The sequence below is a fragment of the Paenibacillus mesotrionivorans genome, from assembly GCF_046098205.1.
Lineage (GTDB): Bacteria > Bacillota > Bacilli > Paenibacillales > NBRC-103111 > Paenibacillus_AR > Paenibacillus_AR mesotrionivorans.
Window position 1 is genome coordinate 61,019 of sequence record NZ_JBJURJ010000017.1, and the last position, 15,710, is coordinate 76,728.

General features: G+C 54.8%; 14 protein-coding genes. 3 read left to right on the top strand and 11 right to left on the bottom strand.

Features of this window, described 5'->3' with window-relative positions; translation table 11 throughout:
- Positions 1-2: 2 nt before the first annotated feature.
- From ACI1P1_RS23155 to ACI1P1_RS23175, 5 genes are all read right to left on the bottom strand, one after another.
- A complete protein-coding gene (locus tag ACI1P1_RS23155; RefSeq protein WP_416218826.1) occupies positions 3-1,391 on the bottom strand; it encodes a sensor histidine kinase in 1,389 nt (462 codons plus the stop codon).
- A gap of 3 nt (positions 1,392-1,394) precedes the next feature.
- On the bottom strand, positions 1,395-2,084 hold the full coding sequence (locus ACI1P1_RS23160; protein ID WP_416218827.1) for a response regulator transcription factor: 690 nt from the start codon (positions 2,082-2,084) through the stop codon (positions 1,395-1,397).
- 131 nt (positions 2,085-2,215) lie between these two features.
- Positions 2,216-3,061 (bottom strand): tetratricopeptide repeat protein, encoded by an 846-nt coding sequence (locus ACI1P1_RS23165; RefSeq protein ID WP_416218828.1) that lies wholly within the window; start codon positions 3,059-3,061, stop codon positions 2,216-2,218.
- Between the two features lie 80 nt (positions 3,062-3,141).
- Positions 3,142-3,786 carry an SdpI family protein gene (locus ACI1P1_RS23170; protein ID WP_416218829.1) on the bottom strand — a complete coding sequence of 215 codons (645 nt, stop codon included), beginning with the start codon at positions 3,784-3,786 and terminating at the stop codon, positions 3,142-3,144.
- Positions 3,786-4,073: an autorepressor SdpR family transcription factor gene (locus ACI1P1_RS23175; RefSeq protein ID WP_416218830.1), complete on the bottom strand. Its 288-nt coding sequence runs from the start codon at positions 4,071-4,073 to the stop codon at positions 3,786-3,788. The genes ACI1P1_RS23170 and ACI1P1_RS23175 overlap by 1 nt, the downstream gene beginning before the upstream one ends.
- A 233-nt stretch (positions 4,074-4,306) precedes the next feature.
- On the opposite strand from ACI1P1_RS23175, the gene ACI1P1_RS23180 reads away from it, so the two are divergent.
- Positions 4,307-5,350, top strand: coding sequence for a Gfo/Idh/MocA family protein (locus ACI1P1_RS23180; protein ID WP_416218831.1), 1,044 nt, complete (start codon positions 4,307-4,309; stop codon positions 5,348-5,350).
- Between the two features lie 740 nt (positions 5,351-6,090).
- On the opposite strand, the gene metG is transcribed toward ACI1P1_RS23180, so the two are convergent.
- The 6 genes from metG to ACI1P1_RS23210 all read right to left on the bottom strand — a co-directional run bounded on the left by metG (position 6,091) and on the right by ACI1P1_RS23210 (position 13,526).
- Positions 6,091-7,767 carry a methionine--tRNA ligase gene (metG, locus tag ACI1P1_RS23185; RefSeq protein ID WP_416218832.1) on the bottom strand — a complete coding sequence of 559 codons (1,677 nt, stop codon included), beginning with the start codon at positions 7,765-7,767 and terminating at the stop codon, positions 6,091-6,093.
- 796 nt (positions 7,768-8,563) lie between these two features.
- Complete coding sequence (locus tag ACI1P1_RS23190; protein ID WP_416218833.1) at positions 8,564-9,247, bottom strand: HAD family hydrolase; 684 nt, start codon at positions 9,245-9,247, stop codon at positions 8,564-8,566.
- 14 nt (positions 9,248-9,261) lie between these two features.
- Positions 9,262-11,748, bottom strand: coding sequence for an ATP-binding cassette domain-containing protein (locus ACI1P1_RS23195; protein ID WP_416218834.1), 2,487 nt, complete (start codon positions 11,746-11,748; stop codon positions 9,262-9,264).
- Between the two features lie 41 nt (positions 11,749-11,789).
- Positions 11,790-12,224 (bottom strand): GNAT family N-acetyltransferase, encoded by a 435-nt coding sequence (locus ACI1P1_RS23200; RefSeq protein WP_416218835.1) that lies wholly within the window; start codon positions 12,222-12,224, stop codon positions 11,790-11,792.
- Positions 12,221-12,892 carry an HAD hydrolase-like protein gene (locus ACI1P1_RS23205; RefSeq protein ID WP_416218836.1) on the bottom strand — a complete coding sequence of 224 codons (672 nt, stop codon included), beginning with the start codon at positions 12,890-12,892 and terminating at the stop codon, positions 12,221-12,223. The genes ACI1P1_RS23200 and ACI1P1_RS23205 overlap by 4 nt, the downstream gene beginning before the upstream one ends.
- Positions 12,893-12,917: 25 nt before the next feature.
- A complete protein-coding gene (locus tag ACI1P1_RS23210) occupies positions 12,918-13,526 on the bottom strand; it encodes a histidine phosphatase family protein (protein ID WP_416218837.1) in 609 nt (202 codons plus the stop codon).
- Between the two features lie 173 nt (positions 13,527-13,699).
- Between ACI1P1_RS23210 and ACI1P1_RS23215 the strand changes: the two genes are divergently transcribed.
- Positions 13,700-14,365, top strand: coding sequence for a TetR/AcrR family transcriptional regulator (locus ACI1P1_RS23215; protein ID WP_416218838.1), 666 nt, complete (start codon positions 13,700-13,702; stop codon positions 14,363-14,365).
- Positions 14,365-15,564, top strand: coding sequence for an Acg family FMN-binding oxidoreductase (locus tag ACI1P1_RS23220; RefSeq protein ID WP_416218839.1), 1,200 nt, complete (start codon positions 14,365-14,367; stop codon positions 15,562-15,564). The genes ACI1P1_RS23215 and ACI1P1_RS23220 overlap by 1 nt, the downstream gene beginning before the upstream one ends.
- Positions 15,565-15,710: the final 146 nt, after the last annotated feature.

The window sequence follows — 15,710 nt, forward strand, 5'->3', positions numbered from 1 at the left end:
CCCTATTCCACAGGGTGGTCTTCCTGCATATATGCCGGCAGTCTGACCGTGGCAGTGGTCCCTTCGCCCCGGCTGCTCACAAGCTCAACCGTCCCCCCATGCTCCTTCACAATTTGCTCCACAATGGACAGTCCCAGCCCGCTCCCCCCGGTGCTGCGGGTTCTGGCTTCATCCACCCGGTAAAACCGTTCGAAAATCCGTGGAAGATGGCGCGGCGCTATACCTTCACCCTGATCCACAATATGGAGGACCACCCAAACACCGTCACGCTCCAAACGAAGCTCAACGGACAGCCCGCTATATTTGATGGCATTATCCAGCAGATTGATCAGCATTTGCTTCAGCCTCTTCCCGTTGCCGAACACGGGGAATTGGACGTCCGGTTCAGAGTGCAGGGAGATTTGCCGTTGGAAGGACAGACTCAGCTCCTCCGCCGTTTTGCCGGCAAGTTCCAAGAGATCCACCTCCATGTAAGGGGCATCTGGCTGGCTTTCCTGGCTATCGGCTGACTGGAGAAGCCCTTCCACCAGATCCCTCAGCCTGTCCGCCTCCGTTTGGATGGCGTCTACCGCTTCCTTCCGGATAGCGGGATTCTCGCTGCCCCAACGGTGGAGCATGCCTGCATAGCTCTGAATCACGGTCAGGGGAGTGCGAAGCTCATGGGAGGCATCCTCCACAAAATGCCGCTGCCGCCGGTAATTCTCCTCCAGCCTGTCCATCATTCGGTTGAAGGTCCCGCCTAGCCGGCCGAACTCGTCATCCCCCTCCGCAAATACCGGATCCAGCCGGGTGAAGCTGCCGCTCTGTTCAATCTGCTCCATGGTTTCCGCCAATGCTTCCACCGGTTTATAAATCCACTTCACATAAAAAAAGGCGGCGAAGATGGCAACCAAAATGCCCACCAAGGTCCCGGAGCTTAATGTAATCAGCAGAACACGCAGATAACCCCGGGCCAGGTGGAAGGATTTGCCCAGCTCCAGCACCCCGACCTGGCGTTTGTTTTTCACTGTCAAAATGGGCACCTGGATGTAGATCCGCCGCTCCGCCCATACCGGCACAACCCGGGTGTGGTAAGCAGTCCGGTACACCGGGGCATAAGAAGCCAGCCCGGGATCATTTTCCACATTGGAGCGGATTGTGCCGGAAGGGTCAATAATGCGGATCATCATCCGGTCGCCCAAGAACTCCCGGAGCAGCTCCGGCTCCTCCCAGGCCTGCTCCGAGCGCACCTCCGGCTTGCGGAGGATGGTCTGGGCCCGGGTCCACAGCAGCCTGATTTCGGCATTGGTGCTGAACCGCACAAAAAACACATAGATCAACAGGCTGAAAAACACAAGGATACAAACCAGTCCGCCGATCGTATAAATCCGGATCTTCGTTTTCAGCTTCATCGTTTACGGCTCCTGGATGCTGTATCCGATACCTCTGACGGTCGCGATCAGCTTTTTCTTGAAGCCTTGATCCACCTTCTGGCGGAGATAGCGGATATACACATCCACAAGGTTGGTTTGCCCGGCAAAATCAAACCCCCATACCTCGGACAGCAGTGTTTCCCGTCCTACCGGCTGGCCTTTGTGCTTGAGCAGATAAGCCAACAGGTCAAATTCCCTGGGCGTTAAATCAATGAGCTTGCCCTCCCTTTGAACCTGTCTCGTTTTTACGTCCGCAGTCAACGCATCCACCTTGAGCAGATCCTCCGGCGAAGGTGTTTCCTCTCTCAGCCTGGCCCTTATTTGGGACCGGATCCGGGCGGATAATTCCATAAAATCGAAGGGTTTGGTGACGTAATCATTAGCGCCCAGATCCAGCCCCCTCACTTTATCCTCCACCGCCTCCCGAGCAGTCAGAATGAGAACCGGCGTCCTCGAATCCTGGGCGCGGATCCTCTCCAGCACTTGAAACCCGCTTTGCCCCGGTAATTGCAAATCCAGCAGAATACAGCTCCAGTCCTCCTGAACGGCTCTGGCCAAACCCTCGACACCGTCGGCGGCCAGCTCGACGTAATAGCCTTCATTAATCAGCTCCAGCTCCAAGATCCTGGCAATCCTCTGCTCATCCTCAACGATCAATATCCGGCGGTTCATTCTGTTGTCCGACCTCCGGTCCAAAAGCGGCAGCTGCCGCTTAGAATGTTTCCCCTATTGTTTCACCGCCGCTGACAAAAAAAACAGCCCCGCCGGAATGATTTCGGCAGAGCTGTTAAATCCTTATGTGGTTATGCTTGCTCCTCATCGGTATCGCCAATGATTCCGGATTGTTGCCGGAGCTCGGCAATTTTGGCTTTAATCTCCTCGTGGGTAACGGTACTGAGCAAGGAAGTGGGGTAATCCAGCGCCTTCTCCATTTGCTCCAACGCATCTTCGTTACGCCCTAACGCTTCGAGCACCAGACCATAGTTAAAATATGCTTCCGGGAATGCCGGCTTCTGGCCTGCCAATTCCTCATAAACGGCCAGGGCTTCCTCATATTCGCGACGGAGCAGCCGGGTCTGGCCCAGATTGTCCGCAATTACCGCGCTTTTGTTATTGTAGTCGAAGGCTTCCTGGTTATAGGCCAGCGCCTTGTCCAAGTCTCCGGATAAAATATAATAGTATCCCAGGCTTCCATAGAGGTTGGTATTCTTGTATTCACCTTGGGCTTCCTCCAGCATGGCTGTGGCTTCATCCAGCCTTCCCTGCTTCCATAGCAGCAGCGAGGCATTGGTCAGGTAAGCCATTTTTTCCTCCCTGGTCAAGGACATACGCTCTGCCCGCACCAGAATCTCCTGGGCCTGCTCCAGCTTGCCCAGACGGAGCAACAGGAAGCTGAAACCCAGCAGATGCATGGCCTTGCAATTCTTTTCGGCAGCTGCCTTATTCAACCACATCAATGCTTCCTTCTCCTTGCCCTGCTGGTAGTTCATGTTGCCCAGATAGGCAAAAAAAGCAGATTTGTTGCGGATGAACGTGTAGACCACAAGGGCTACGGCCGCGGCAATGCCCAGCAGAATGTGGACCTTCAGCAAGAAGAAGATCACAATCAGGGGCAAAGCGATTTTAAGCAAACTCATTAGAAGCTTCATGTTACACGGTGCCTCCCACATCATAATGACAATATTCTTTATGATAACACAATGTGGCAGGCAGAAGCATCCTTACGTGTTCAAGCCTTCAGACGGCGGTGGAGCCAATAGGAGTAGGCGGTCGGTACCAGCACCACCACCCCTACGCAGGTGAGAGTCACAGGCAAGGACCAGCTTCCCGGGAGGAATGCGCCCAGGATCATGACTGCCCCTGCAGCCATCCACATGGGGCCTGCCATCCGGTGGGTTTTCCTCCAGACGGTTTCGTTGGACAGGGTCCATGGAGTCCTGATGCCCATGGTATAATTATAGCGGATTTTGCCCATAAAATTGCCCAGAATCATAAACAGCAGTCCAACAAGCGGGCTTGTGACCATTTTGACATTTAAACGGTAGCCCAGATTGTATACCACCAGGAACATCCCAACGATCAGCATAAATACGGTCATCGCCCAGCGAAGCAGTTCGTAAACTCCCTCAAATTTGGTATAATTCTCGCTTTTGGGATCCACTCTGCGGGCTACTTTCAATATCAGAGGTAGGCCTAGCCCCAAAAAAAGGAGCATGGCAATCGCTGCCGGACGGTCCATATAACCATCCACTTCATTATAAGAGTTAAAGTGGGTGCCCATTCGAAGCGGCAGCTTATTGTAATTGATTAATGCCACAATCGTTGGAATGAGGCCGATCAGCAGCATGAAAAAGTCCTTCCGCTCCCATTTCATCAGTCGTTCCTCCCTGTTTCGTCTGTATTTTCCTTACCCAGCATATCCAAAAACCAGCCCATTACTTCCTCAAGCACGGATGTATTAATGGAATAGAGAATATGCTGCCCTTGGCGCTCGTCCAGCACCAGACCCGCTTGCTTCAACGCATTCAGGTGATGGGAGATGCTGGGTTTCGTCATGTTAAAAAAATCGGCGATTTCACCGGCGGTACGGTCCTTCTCCCGGAGCAGCCGGAGAATCTGGCGCCGAGTAGGGTCAGATAGAGCTTTAAAGGAATCATTCATCGCCAGATATCTCCTTAATTTAATATTTAGCCAACCATCTAAATGTATGCTTGCTTTTATCATAATGGTCATGTACGCTGATGTCAATGGGCCTGCTTTGCCCCACAATGCCAAAATAGAATATAAACTGCGCCAGAATGAAAATATCTTTTGAAAGCCACTTTTCATATAATGACTGTAAGCTTGAAACAACAGGAAACCTTCAACCTTAACGAAACAGGATGTGAACGGCGATGAAGACATATGGCATCATCTTGGTGGGGTGCGGTTACATGGGGGCCGTACACCTGGACAGCCTTTATAAGCATAACCGGGCCCGGATTGTCGGCGTAGCCGATTTGCGGCCCGAGAAGGCACAGGAATTCGCCCTCAAGTATGGAGCTGAGGCCTGGGATACCGATTACCGCAATCTCCTCAAACGGGAAGACGTGGACATCGTCATCATCGCTACATATCCTTCCACTCATCTGGAAATAGCAAAGGCCTCTATTGCGGCAGGCAAACATATCCTTTGTGAGAAGCCCATTGCCGGCAACATGAAGGAAACCGAGGAGTTTATCCGGTTGGCCGGTTCCGCCAAAACCAAGGTGCTGGTGGGGCATATTCTCCGTCACAACTCCACCTATCAGCGGGTGGCGGACATGATCCGCTCTGGAGCCATCGGCGCCCCCCTTGCCATGCGGATGTCTCAGGTGAAACGGACCCATAATTGGGAGTCCCATCTGGCGCTTCTGCATGACGCCTCCCCCATCGTGGACTGCGGCGTGCATTATATCGATGTGATGCGCTGGGTGACAGGCGCGGAGGTGGATTCTGTCAGCGGTGTAGGCCAGCGTCTGGATGCAGGTGTACCGGAGAATACCTACAACTACGGCATGATCACCATGAAATTCAGCGATGGGTCCATCGGTTATTACGAGGCCGGTTGGGGACATACCATGCCCAGCGACAATCTGAAGGAATTTATCGGTCCCAAGGGCCGCATCCGCATCATCTACAAGGACCAGCGCCCCAAGAGTGAGCAGCATCTGGGCAACCTGATTCAGTTCGAGCATTATCCCAGCGGCACCCGCGAGGATATCAATGTGGACTATACGCTGAAGCCAACAGGCGTTCAATTCGAGCATTTTGTGGGGATGATTGAAGGCACTAAAGCGGCAACCCCGACGTTGGAGGACGTGTACAAGGCCATGCAGATCACTCTGCTGGCGGACCGGGCCATCCATGAAGGGCGGACCCTCTCCTTCGCGCAGCCGCCGATTTATGCAGTGAAGTAGAATGGCAAAAGCAAGAGCCGTGCCGGTGGGCAGGGCTCTTTTTGATGTAAAGCTAAGTAAAGCGCATGAAAACAGGCATCCACAATTGCTCCTGCACCTCAAAAACTCGGGTTAACCGGCTGGCATCTAGCGCTAACGGAACTCACAGACCCTTACAGCCTTAAAAATGGCCTTTTCCGCGGCTAACGGAAGTGAGCGGCTCTTAGCGGGGGTAGAAAGTAGCGCAAGGGGTGGAATTTGCTTGTAAGGTCGTCTGAGTTCCGTTAACCGGTCAAAAGACGCGATTTGGCTGGCTAAGAGCTTCTCAGTTCCGCTACCGTTACACGAACAGGGGGAGATTACAGGCGGGTGCTTCCCGACACCAGCTCTTGTATAGGGCGGCTTCTTGCGTCACTATAGTCCAGAATTTTGGAGCAGTAGCTGCCACCGGACCATTTCAGCGTTTGGTGATGGGGGTGGGCACTTTCGCTGCAACATGGGAATTCTAACGGCGGCAGAAGCCTCTATTCCTTCAAAAATGCGGCATAGGAATTTCTAACGGCGGCCAGAGATGCTATTGTGCTATACTCAGCCGCCCCAGGCTCCTTTTTAGCCAAATAACGTCGCCTGTTTCCGTTAGAATTTCTGCATCCTCATTTGTGGGCAAATAGGTGCTTTCCCGTCCGTTAGTTCCCGCAGGAGTGTCCCCAGTTCCACCCCCTGCCTCTTCCCCTCATCTTCCCCACTTACTCAGAGAACCGTCAACGGATCAGGCTGGCAGTAAGCCGCTCCTCCTCTTCCCCAATCCGGGAAGGATCGATTCGTTGGAACAGCAGTTCCACCGGACCGATTACCTGCCCTGCCTCTACTGCCACCAACGCCCAGCGGGGCTCCTCCGTCACTCCCAGCATACGCCGCAGCTTGGCGCAGCTGAAGGGCAGGAACGGCTCCAGCAGATTGGCGAAATTGACCATCCACTGCACACAGATATAGAGGGTTTCTGCACAGTGGGCGGGATCTTCCTTCAGCGCAGCCCAGGGCTTACGCGCGTCAAAATATTTGTTGGCGTCCCGAATGGCAGCGAAGATCCCCTCCAGCGCCTCCTTCATTCTCCCCTGCTCCAGACGTTCGCCTGCAGCCAGATAGAGTGCGCCCACCTCCTCCGCCCAGCCGACCGGGAGCTGCCCCAGGGGCACCCGGGAATCGAAGGACTTGGCAATAAACGCCAGTGTCCGGTTGACGAAATTGCCCCAGGCTCCCAGCAATTCACCGTTATGGCTGTGGATGAACTCCCGCCATGTGAAATTGGCATCCCGCTTCTCCGGGCCATTGGCAATCAGATAATACCGGATAGAGTCGGGATCATAACGCGCCAGCAGATCCGGCACCCATACCGCCCAATTGCTGCTGGTGGAGAACTTGCGCCCTTCCAGGGTCAGATATTCCGAAGCAAAAATCCGGTCAGGCAGATGGAGCTTCCCAGCGCCCAACAGCAGCGCCGGCCAGATCAGCGTATGGAAGGGCACATTGTCCTTGCCGTGTACATAGTATGCGGTTATTCCTTGTTCACCGGATTGAATGTCTGTCCCTTCCGGCGTTTCCACCCAAAAATCCTCCCAACGCTCTCCTGTCGCCTCTGCCCATTGTCTGCTGGCCGTCCAATACCCGCTGACCGCTTCGATCCACACATAAATCTTCTTGCCCTCCGTATCCGGCAGCGGCACATCCACTCCCCAGTCCAGGTCCCGGGTGGCCGCCCTGTCCAGCAGCCCCTCTGACAGATAACGCCGGGTCAGGTAAACTGCATTTTCCCGCCAATGGACGGCTTTCTCCGCCACATAAGATTCCAACTTCTCTTGGAATCGGGACAGCGCCAGGAAATAATGCTCCGTTGGCTTCCACTCCACCGTCCGGCCGCACAGCTTGCAGACAGGCTCCTGCAAATCCGCCGGGTCTAACAGCGTGGAGCATTGCTCACACTGGTCCCCCCGGGCCTTAGCGCCGCAGATGGGGCATATGCCTTCCACGTAACGGTCGGGCAAAAACCGCCCGTCCGCAGCACAATATGCCTGGCTGACAGTTTTTGGGTAGAGATAGCCGTTGTCCAACAACCGCAGGAACAGCTCCTTTACTCCCTCATGATGAAAGGGCTGATCTGTCCGCGTATACGAATCATAAGAAAACCCCAATTGCCGGAAACACGCCACAAATTCCGAATGGAACCGGCCGGCCACCTCCCCGGGAGAGACTCCTTCCAGAGCCGCTGATACTGCCACAGGGGTACCATGGCAATCACTGCCGGATACATACAGCACCCGGTCTCCCTTTGCCCGGTGGTAGCGGGCCAATACGTCACCCGGCAGAATGCCGGCCACTCTTCCCAAATGCAGCGAGCCGTTGGCGTAGGGCCATGCCCCGCCAATAAAAATCTGAGCCATGCCAATTCCTCCTTTTTGAAATGAAATGTCAAGGAAAGCAAAAAAAAGCCCTCATCCCACAAAGGGACGAGAGCTATGGCTCACGCGGTACCACCCAATTTTCACGAATGCCTCGCGGCACTCACCTTTTCGGGTACGGCGCAAAACCATGCGAGTATACCCTAGCACTAATAACGGATGCAGGCTCCGGCGCAATCTAATGCCACATGAGGCTTCGGTGCGCAGCTTCGAGACCATGTTCCCCCGGTTGTTCCATGCCCCTTCTCAGCAGATAACAGGGCTCTCTGTATTAGACGTGACCGCGGTACTCTTTCTCTTCACAGCTGTTCGGTTATGAAATTAGTTGAATTATAAAGCGGCGCCAAGCCGGTGTCAAGACCCGGTGTCCGGACCGGTTATCCCTAGGGAGAAAGCCACTACCCTGAAAGGTATAGTCGAAATTTCATATTAATTTGCTGCGGAATGCTGATTTAGGCGGTTATATATGAAAATTCATATATAATTACCCTACCAACCCCGTACCCGGGAAATTATACTCGATATTTCATATACAAACCTTATTTTGCCGCGTATCCGGGATGTTATATATGAAATTTCATATACGATGCTCCCGCTGCATCGCTCTGAGCTTCTGTCCCCAAGCAGCGTTGAGCCCTGAGCCTGCCCTGCACCGAGCTATCCTGCTCAGACGTACATTATTCTACTCTACTAGATTCCACCAAACTCTACTATCCTGCTCTGTCCTGCTCTGTCCTGCTCTATTCTACCCAACTTACTCTCCCCACTCCCCCACACGCTATCCGGCGCTCCCCAATATTCCGGACAGCTCCGCAAAAGAACTCACGGTATAATCAGGCTTCAGCTCATGCTCCCAGGTTTGCCCGGTACGGTTGATCCAGCAGGCGGCAATACCTTCCCGCTTGGCCCCCAGAACATCGGACCTGGAATCGCCGATATGGAGGATATCCCCGGGCGGAACCTGATAATGGCGGATCAAATCCTTGAATATCTTGTTGCCGCTGTCATTCTTGTAGGAGAGGCATTGCTCGGAGGTGAACAACCTGGCGCCGTAACCCCTGTAGAAATCCGGGATCATGGCATCATCGGCATCACTGGTAATACACAGCTGGTACCGTCCGGCAACAGAAGCCAGGAAATCCTGCGTATCCTCATAAAAGTGGGCCAGCCGGTGCTCCCGGAACAGGATCTCCGCTGCCTCCTGATGGCTGTAAGCAATACCGTATTCACGGAACAGCTCCTCGAAGCTGCGGCCGTAAATTTCCCTTAGCAGGATGAAGGCCTCCGTCTCTCTGGAACGGCTCCACTCCTCCATAAACCGAGCCTGCAAAGCGGTAGAATGACGCCCAGCCTTCTCCGGGTGGAACTGCTCCGCCAATATCGCTCCCCAGATTTGATTCAGCCTGCTATTCACATTCACAAGCGTCTGGAACATATCCAGGCTGATGACCTGCACCCCCATGCTCTCTCCTCCTATCACTCCCCGCCCATCACGGAAGCCGCCGCTTGCCGTAAGGCCTCAGCCGTCACTGTGGTTCCACTCGCAGCCATCTCCCCGGGCGTTCCCGTAAACAGAATCTGCCCGCCGTTCCGGCCGCCCTCCGGCCCCAGGTCAATGACCCAATCCGAATCGCGGATTACCTGCTCGTTATGCTCCACCACAAGGATGGTGCTTCCCGCATCCACCATTCTATTCAGCAGCTTCAGGAAATTCCCCACATCCGCCGGATGCAATCCAGTGGTCGGCTCATCCATCAGATACAGCACCGATTTGCCCTTATTGGAAATCAGCTCGTTGGCCAGCTTCAGACGCTGCCCCTCCCCGCCGGAGAGTGTGGTCAGGGTTTGGCCCAGCTCCAGATAATCCAGCCCCACCTCGCGGAGCAGCTTCAGCATCCCCTCCAGACCCGGATGGCCGGCGAATACCTCTAACGCCTCCTCGACGGAGAGGTGAAGCACCTCATTGACATTCAACCCTTTATATTGCACCGATAGCACCTCTTCGTTAAACCGGGCGCCGCCGCAGACCGGACAGGTGACTTCAATATTTTCAAAGAAGAGCATGTTGCTGGTGATCACGCCCAGCCCCTCGCAATTTTCACAACGGCCGCCCTTGGTATTGAAGGAAAAATGCTTGGCTGCCAGCCCTTTGGCCTTGGCCTCCGCCAGCCCGCCGAACAGATTGCGGATATCCGTGTACATATCGGTATAGGTGGCGACGTTGGAGCGTTTCATTCGGGTAATCGCCCCCTGCTCAATGGTAATCATCTGGTCAAACAGCTCCAGTCCCGATACCTCCGCGTCCCCTACCCGCTCCTTCTCCCACAGCTTGGCCAGCACATCAAACACCAAAGTGGATTTGCCGGAGCCGGATACACCCGTCACCGTCACCAGACAGCCTGCCGGGAAACGGACCTCCACATCCTGCAAATTATGAAGGGAAGCATGACGGATATGAATATGCCCGCCGTTCCCCGGCCGGACCTGGCTGCGGAGAACCCGCTTTTCCTTAAGGAATCGGCCGGTGACAGATTGCTCGTTCGCCAGAAGCTCGGTTAAGGTGCCGGACCCGATAACTTCTCCGCCATGTTTTCCCGAGCCTGGGCCCATATCTACAATATAATCCGCCTCCGCCATCACATCCGGGTCATGCTCGATCACCAGCACCGTATTGCCCAAATCACGCAGCTTTTTGATGATGCCGATCATGCCCTGGGTATCCTTGGGATGCAGCCCGACGGTAGGCTCATCCAGAATGTAAATCACGCCGGTCAGGTCCGAATCCAGAGCGGCCGCCAGCTTGATCCGCTGCATTTCGCCGCCGGAGAGGGTGATGATTTGGCGGTCCAGCGACAGGTAGCCCAAGCCGGTATGGGCGATCCGCCGGATTTTGGTGCGGATGTCCGACAGATAGAGCTCTGCAAGCCGCAGACTCGCCGGACTTAAAGCCGTTTCCAACCCGGCAACCCAATCGTCCAATTCCTCCAGGGAAAGCACCGTCAGCTCCGGCAGCCGGTATCCGTTCACAGTAGCCGACCTGCTTAACGGCCCCAGACGTTCTCCCTTGCAATCCGGGCAGGTATCCGAGTGGAAAAAGCCATTCAGATTTTTCGCATCCCCGCCTTTTTCCGACATCCGTCTCCACAGGGTGGACAGCACCCCCTCGAATTTGCCAAGGGCCACTGTTTTGGGCGGTGCGGTCTCCGGGAAAGCCTCCTTCACCGCATCACATTCCGAACCGTAAAGCAGGATAGCCCGCTGCAATGGCGCGAACTCCTTCACCGGCACATTCTCGGGAACAGGCAAGCCATAATGGCGGAGAGCTTGATAAACCGCCGCCGTCTGATACTCCTTATAGCCCCGGTTCCAATACTCTACCGCCCCTTCCTCCAAGGACAGCTCCTCGTGCAGGGTTGCGTTCATGTTAATTTGCAGCATTTGTCCAAGGCCCTGGCAGGTTGGACAGCCTCCCTCCCGGGTGTTGTAGGAGAAATGGGTCCGTGTCAGCTTATCCATCTTGTGCCCGCAGAGGTGACAATGCATATACACATGAAACGCGTTGTCCTTTTTCTCCGTTTCCTCCCTGCAGTCCGCTGCCGAAACGGCTTGCCCGCAATGGGGACATTGGCGGGTGCTGAGCTTTTCGTACACCATCCGCAGGCCCGTATACATATCTGTCAGAGTGCCGACGGTGGAGCGGGGATTCTTGTTGGATTCCGACTGGGTAATCCGGATGGCGGGGGATACGTTCTTGATGGAGCCTACGCCCGGCTTGCGGATGCCCTGATAGCCGATAGCCTCCAAATATTGGCGCTGGCATTCCTGATACAGCACATCCATGGCCAGGGTGGATTTGCCCGAACCCGACAAGCCGGTCAGCACCACCAGCTTGTCCCGCGGGATTTCCAAGCTCACATGCTTCAAATTGCCCTCATACGCATCCGTAATGATCAGATTCCCCATGTCCAGCCTCCCGGATATTGGTTTTCTTTTCCATAACCTCTTCAGAAATGCTTGCGGAAGCCCTCGGCCCCTTCGTCCCGGTAGCCCAGGCTCTCATACAGCCGGTGAGCCTCCACCCGCTGCTTTCCGGAAACCAGAATGACGTAGCAGCAATTCCGCTCCTTCGCATGTTCCTCCATCGCCAGCATCAGCTGCCGGCCAATCCCCAATTTCCGGTGGTTGGCGGAGACCACCACATTCTCCACCACCATAAACGGACGGCAATCGCCGGTCAGATCCATACAGACAATCCCCATGGCGGTTCCCGCCAATTCACCGTTATGGTAAGCGCCAAGCAGTATATACTGCTTATCGTCCAAGATCATATGAAAGGTCCGGCCAAACACGGCAGCATCGGTTTGGGTGCCGGTCAATTCCTGCAGCAGGAGAGACAGATGACCCTGATCCTCCGCTTTAATCCGCTGAATCGCAATCATCGGCCTTCCTTCCCCTCTGCAAAAAAAGCCCTCAGCTCATCGACGGTCCCCGCAAAATGAGTTGGCTGGGCTGCCAAAAGCTCAGTTCCGCTGCCATACCCGTACCCTACAGCAATGGAATCCACCACGTTGGCTTGAGCCCCGATGATATCGAACTTCCGGTCGCCGATCATCACGGTTGTCTCCGGGTCCAGCTGATGCTGCTTCAGAATGTGGGCGATAATCTCCCCTTTTTCAGATAGGGTTCCATCCAGGTTGCTGCCAACAATCTCATCGAAGAACGAGGCAATCCCGAAGTGTTCGACAACCGTTTTGGAAAAAACGGTGGGTTTGGAGGTAGCGACAATCAGCTTCCGTCCCTGTGCCCGGAGCAGCTCCAGCAGCTCCTGAATACCGCCGTACAACAGATTTTCGTAAAGGCCGGTTACGGAGTAGTATTCCCGGTAAGCCGCCACCGCAGCATGGGCATCCGCATCGGAGAAGCCGTAAAATTCGCGGAACGACACCGCCAGCGGCGGTCCGATAAAACACTCCAGCGAATCCAGGTCGTCAACAACGATCTGCGCTTTGGCCAAGGCATATTGAACACCTTTGGTAATGCCGATCTTCGGGTCGGTCAAGGTACCGTCCAAATCGAACAAAACGGTGGAATAACGTGAACTTGACATGTTGTGTTCTCCTTATCCGATAATGTTATGAAAGCCACAGTCTGGCTGATTCCAAGAACCTTTTTTCCCGGAAGGTCATGCGGTACACGTCAGGCTTAGAGGTTTTCATCAGAAAATCAAAGTCGTACCTGCTATCGTAATGTCCCAATATCAAGGTCATCACCATGCCATGGGTGCCGATGCCAACCTTTTGACCGGGATGGGCTTCGAGGATAGTGTTGAATGCCGCCATTACCCGATCCTTGGCAGCCGTCAGGGATTCTCCCCCAGCCAGGGCAAAATCCGGTTCACGGAACATTCGGGAAACGGTGGGAATAAGCGTGTCATCCTGCATAATCACGTCTCCCCCCACGAAAACCGTTTCCTTCAAGTCCTCTACAGGGGTTATAGTTTTTCCGCAAAGCTGCGCCAATGGCTCCAGGGTAAGGCTGGCCCGATGGTAGGGGCTTGTATAAAAGGTGTCGATTCCCTCATTACTCAGATGCTCCGCAATCCGTTGGGCGTCTGCTAACCCCTTTTCCGTTAATCCCCGGCTGCGCTCGTTCCCGTCAGTTTTGGGAGATTGGCCATGTCTGATCAAATAAATGCTGGTATCCATAATTCCTCCGTTCCGGTACGGCGGATAGACTTTCATAGATGCCTCACCCGTCTGTCCATTTTCTTGTACCAGTCTATCATAAAATTCCAGCGTAGAATAGAACGGTTGTTCTTTAGGGGGTTGACATCCTGCTCAGCTGGATTATAATTAAAGTAAACTGATAGTTTACTTTTCTTCATGTACGTGCAATATAAGGAGGTGCCGGGGCTATGGGGATTGCCGACCGCAAGGAGCGGCAGAAGGAAATCCGCAGAATTGACATTATTGAAGCGGCGGAGCGGGTCATTTTTGCCAAGGGGTATACTGCCGCAACCATGGATGATGTGGCCAAGGAGGCTCAATTCAGCAAACGGACGGTGTACATCTATTTCAACAGCAAGGAGCAGATTTACTTCGAGATCATGGCCCGGGGCTACCGGCGGCTCCTCGAGCTTTGGGAAGAGGAGGAAGACGGCTCACGGCTGCTTGATGCACCAGGAGAAATCCGGCGGCTGGGCTTGCTTTTTTACCGATTCGGCGCAGAGTTCCCGGATTATTTCCAAGCGATTATGGAATACGAAAACGGGGAAATGGATTTTCTCAAGGGGGTGCCCGATTCCTCCCGGGAAGAGTGCTACGCGCTGGGGGAGAGAATTATGGAGCGGCTTATCACCGCTTTGGACCGGGGGCTTGCGGAAGGAAGCCTGCACTTCGAGGGCGGTTCCCGCAGAACGGCGCTGGTGCTTTGGGCAGCCATTGTCGGCATCTTCAACATGGCCCGCAGGAAAAAACGGTACCTGGAGCACTACTACGAGACGACTGAGGAACAGCTGATCGCAGAAGCCTTCGATCTGCTGCTCCGCTCCATTGCAGCGCCTGACGGAGGAAGCTTGTGATGGACAAAAGGAAGGCGAAGCGGATGTTAGGGAGGATTGCGGCAGCGGTCAGCGGATGTGTTTTGCTGCCGGCGGTTGTGCTGTCTGCGGCCAGCGGAATTTTCAGGTCCCCTGCTTATCTGGAGCCTTGGCAGAAGGATTATTACCGGCAATTCCAGGATGTGCGGGTTCAAGCAGCGGCTCATGGCCTGTTGGCGGCTAACGGGCATAATATGCAGCCTTGGTTTATCCGGACCGATGCGGGGGATGCCGGGAGCTTCTACCTGTATGCCGATTCCTCGCGGCAAACCCCGGAGGTGGACCCCATGGCCCGGCAATTGATGGTGACGCAGGGGGCCTTTTTGGAATATGTGCGGGTTGCCGGTACGGCGCTGGGCTATACGGTGGACATCGGGCTTTTTCCACATGGGGCTTACGATGAAGGACGTCTCGAGGAGAGTATGGTCCGGAAGGCTGTTGCCAAGGTTACCCTCCGGAAAGCGGCCGTCTCCCCTTCCCCCTTGTATGCCTTCTTGTTCCAACCGGATACCAACCGCGGACCTTACCGGCCGGCCCCATTGACGGACCAAGAAACGAAGGCGCTGCAGTCGCTGGGTACGGATAAGCTGGCGGTGGAGGTATTCCGTAACAAGGATGACCTCGGCAGGCTGGGCGGAAACGTCATGCAGGCTGCAAAAGCGGAAGCGGGCGTACCCCGGGTTATGGAGGAATCGGAGCAGATTTTCCGCGCCAACGAATTCGCCAAAAACCGCTACCGCTACGGCTTTTCCGTGGAGGGTCAAGGCACAACCGGGATTATGAAGCATGTGATTCAGGGAGTAGTTACCCTTTTCCCTTCCATGAACCGGGGCCAAGCAGCTTCGGACCGGTTTGTTCAATCCACCCAGGCGGCAGTCGATCATACCCCGGCATATGCCCTGATCCGCAGCCGGGACAATAGCCGGGAGAGCCAGATTCTAAGCGGCATGCTGTACAGCCGCCTGGTATTGCAGGCCCATTCACTGGGCCTGGCCGTCCAACCCCTCAGCCAAGCGCTGGAGGAATACCCGGAAATGGCTAACATCTATGCCGCTATCCACCGGGATTACGCACCGCAGGGAGGCACCCTTCAGATGCTGGTGCGCATCGGCCAGCCTGTGAAGGAAGCGCCGCTCAGTATGCGGCGGGATATCCGGGAGCTGTTTAGTGAGGCTCCATAAGATGAAAAAGGGATCAAAACCGGAGTCCGGTATTGATCCTTTTGTTTACTGTGTAGAAATCCGCTGCCTCGGGGCGGTAACGGAGGCAAAATTCCGCTGCCTCGGGGCGGTAACGGAACTGAGCGACGCTTAGAGTCAGAAATCCG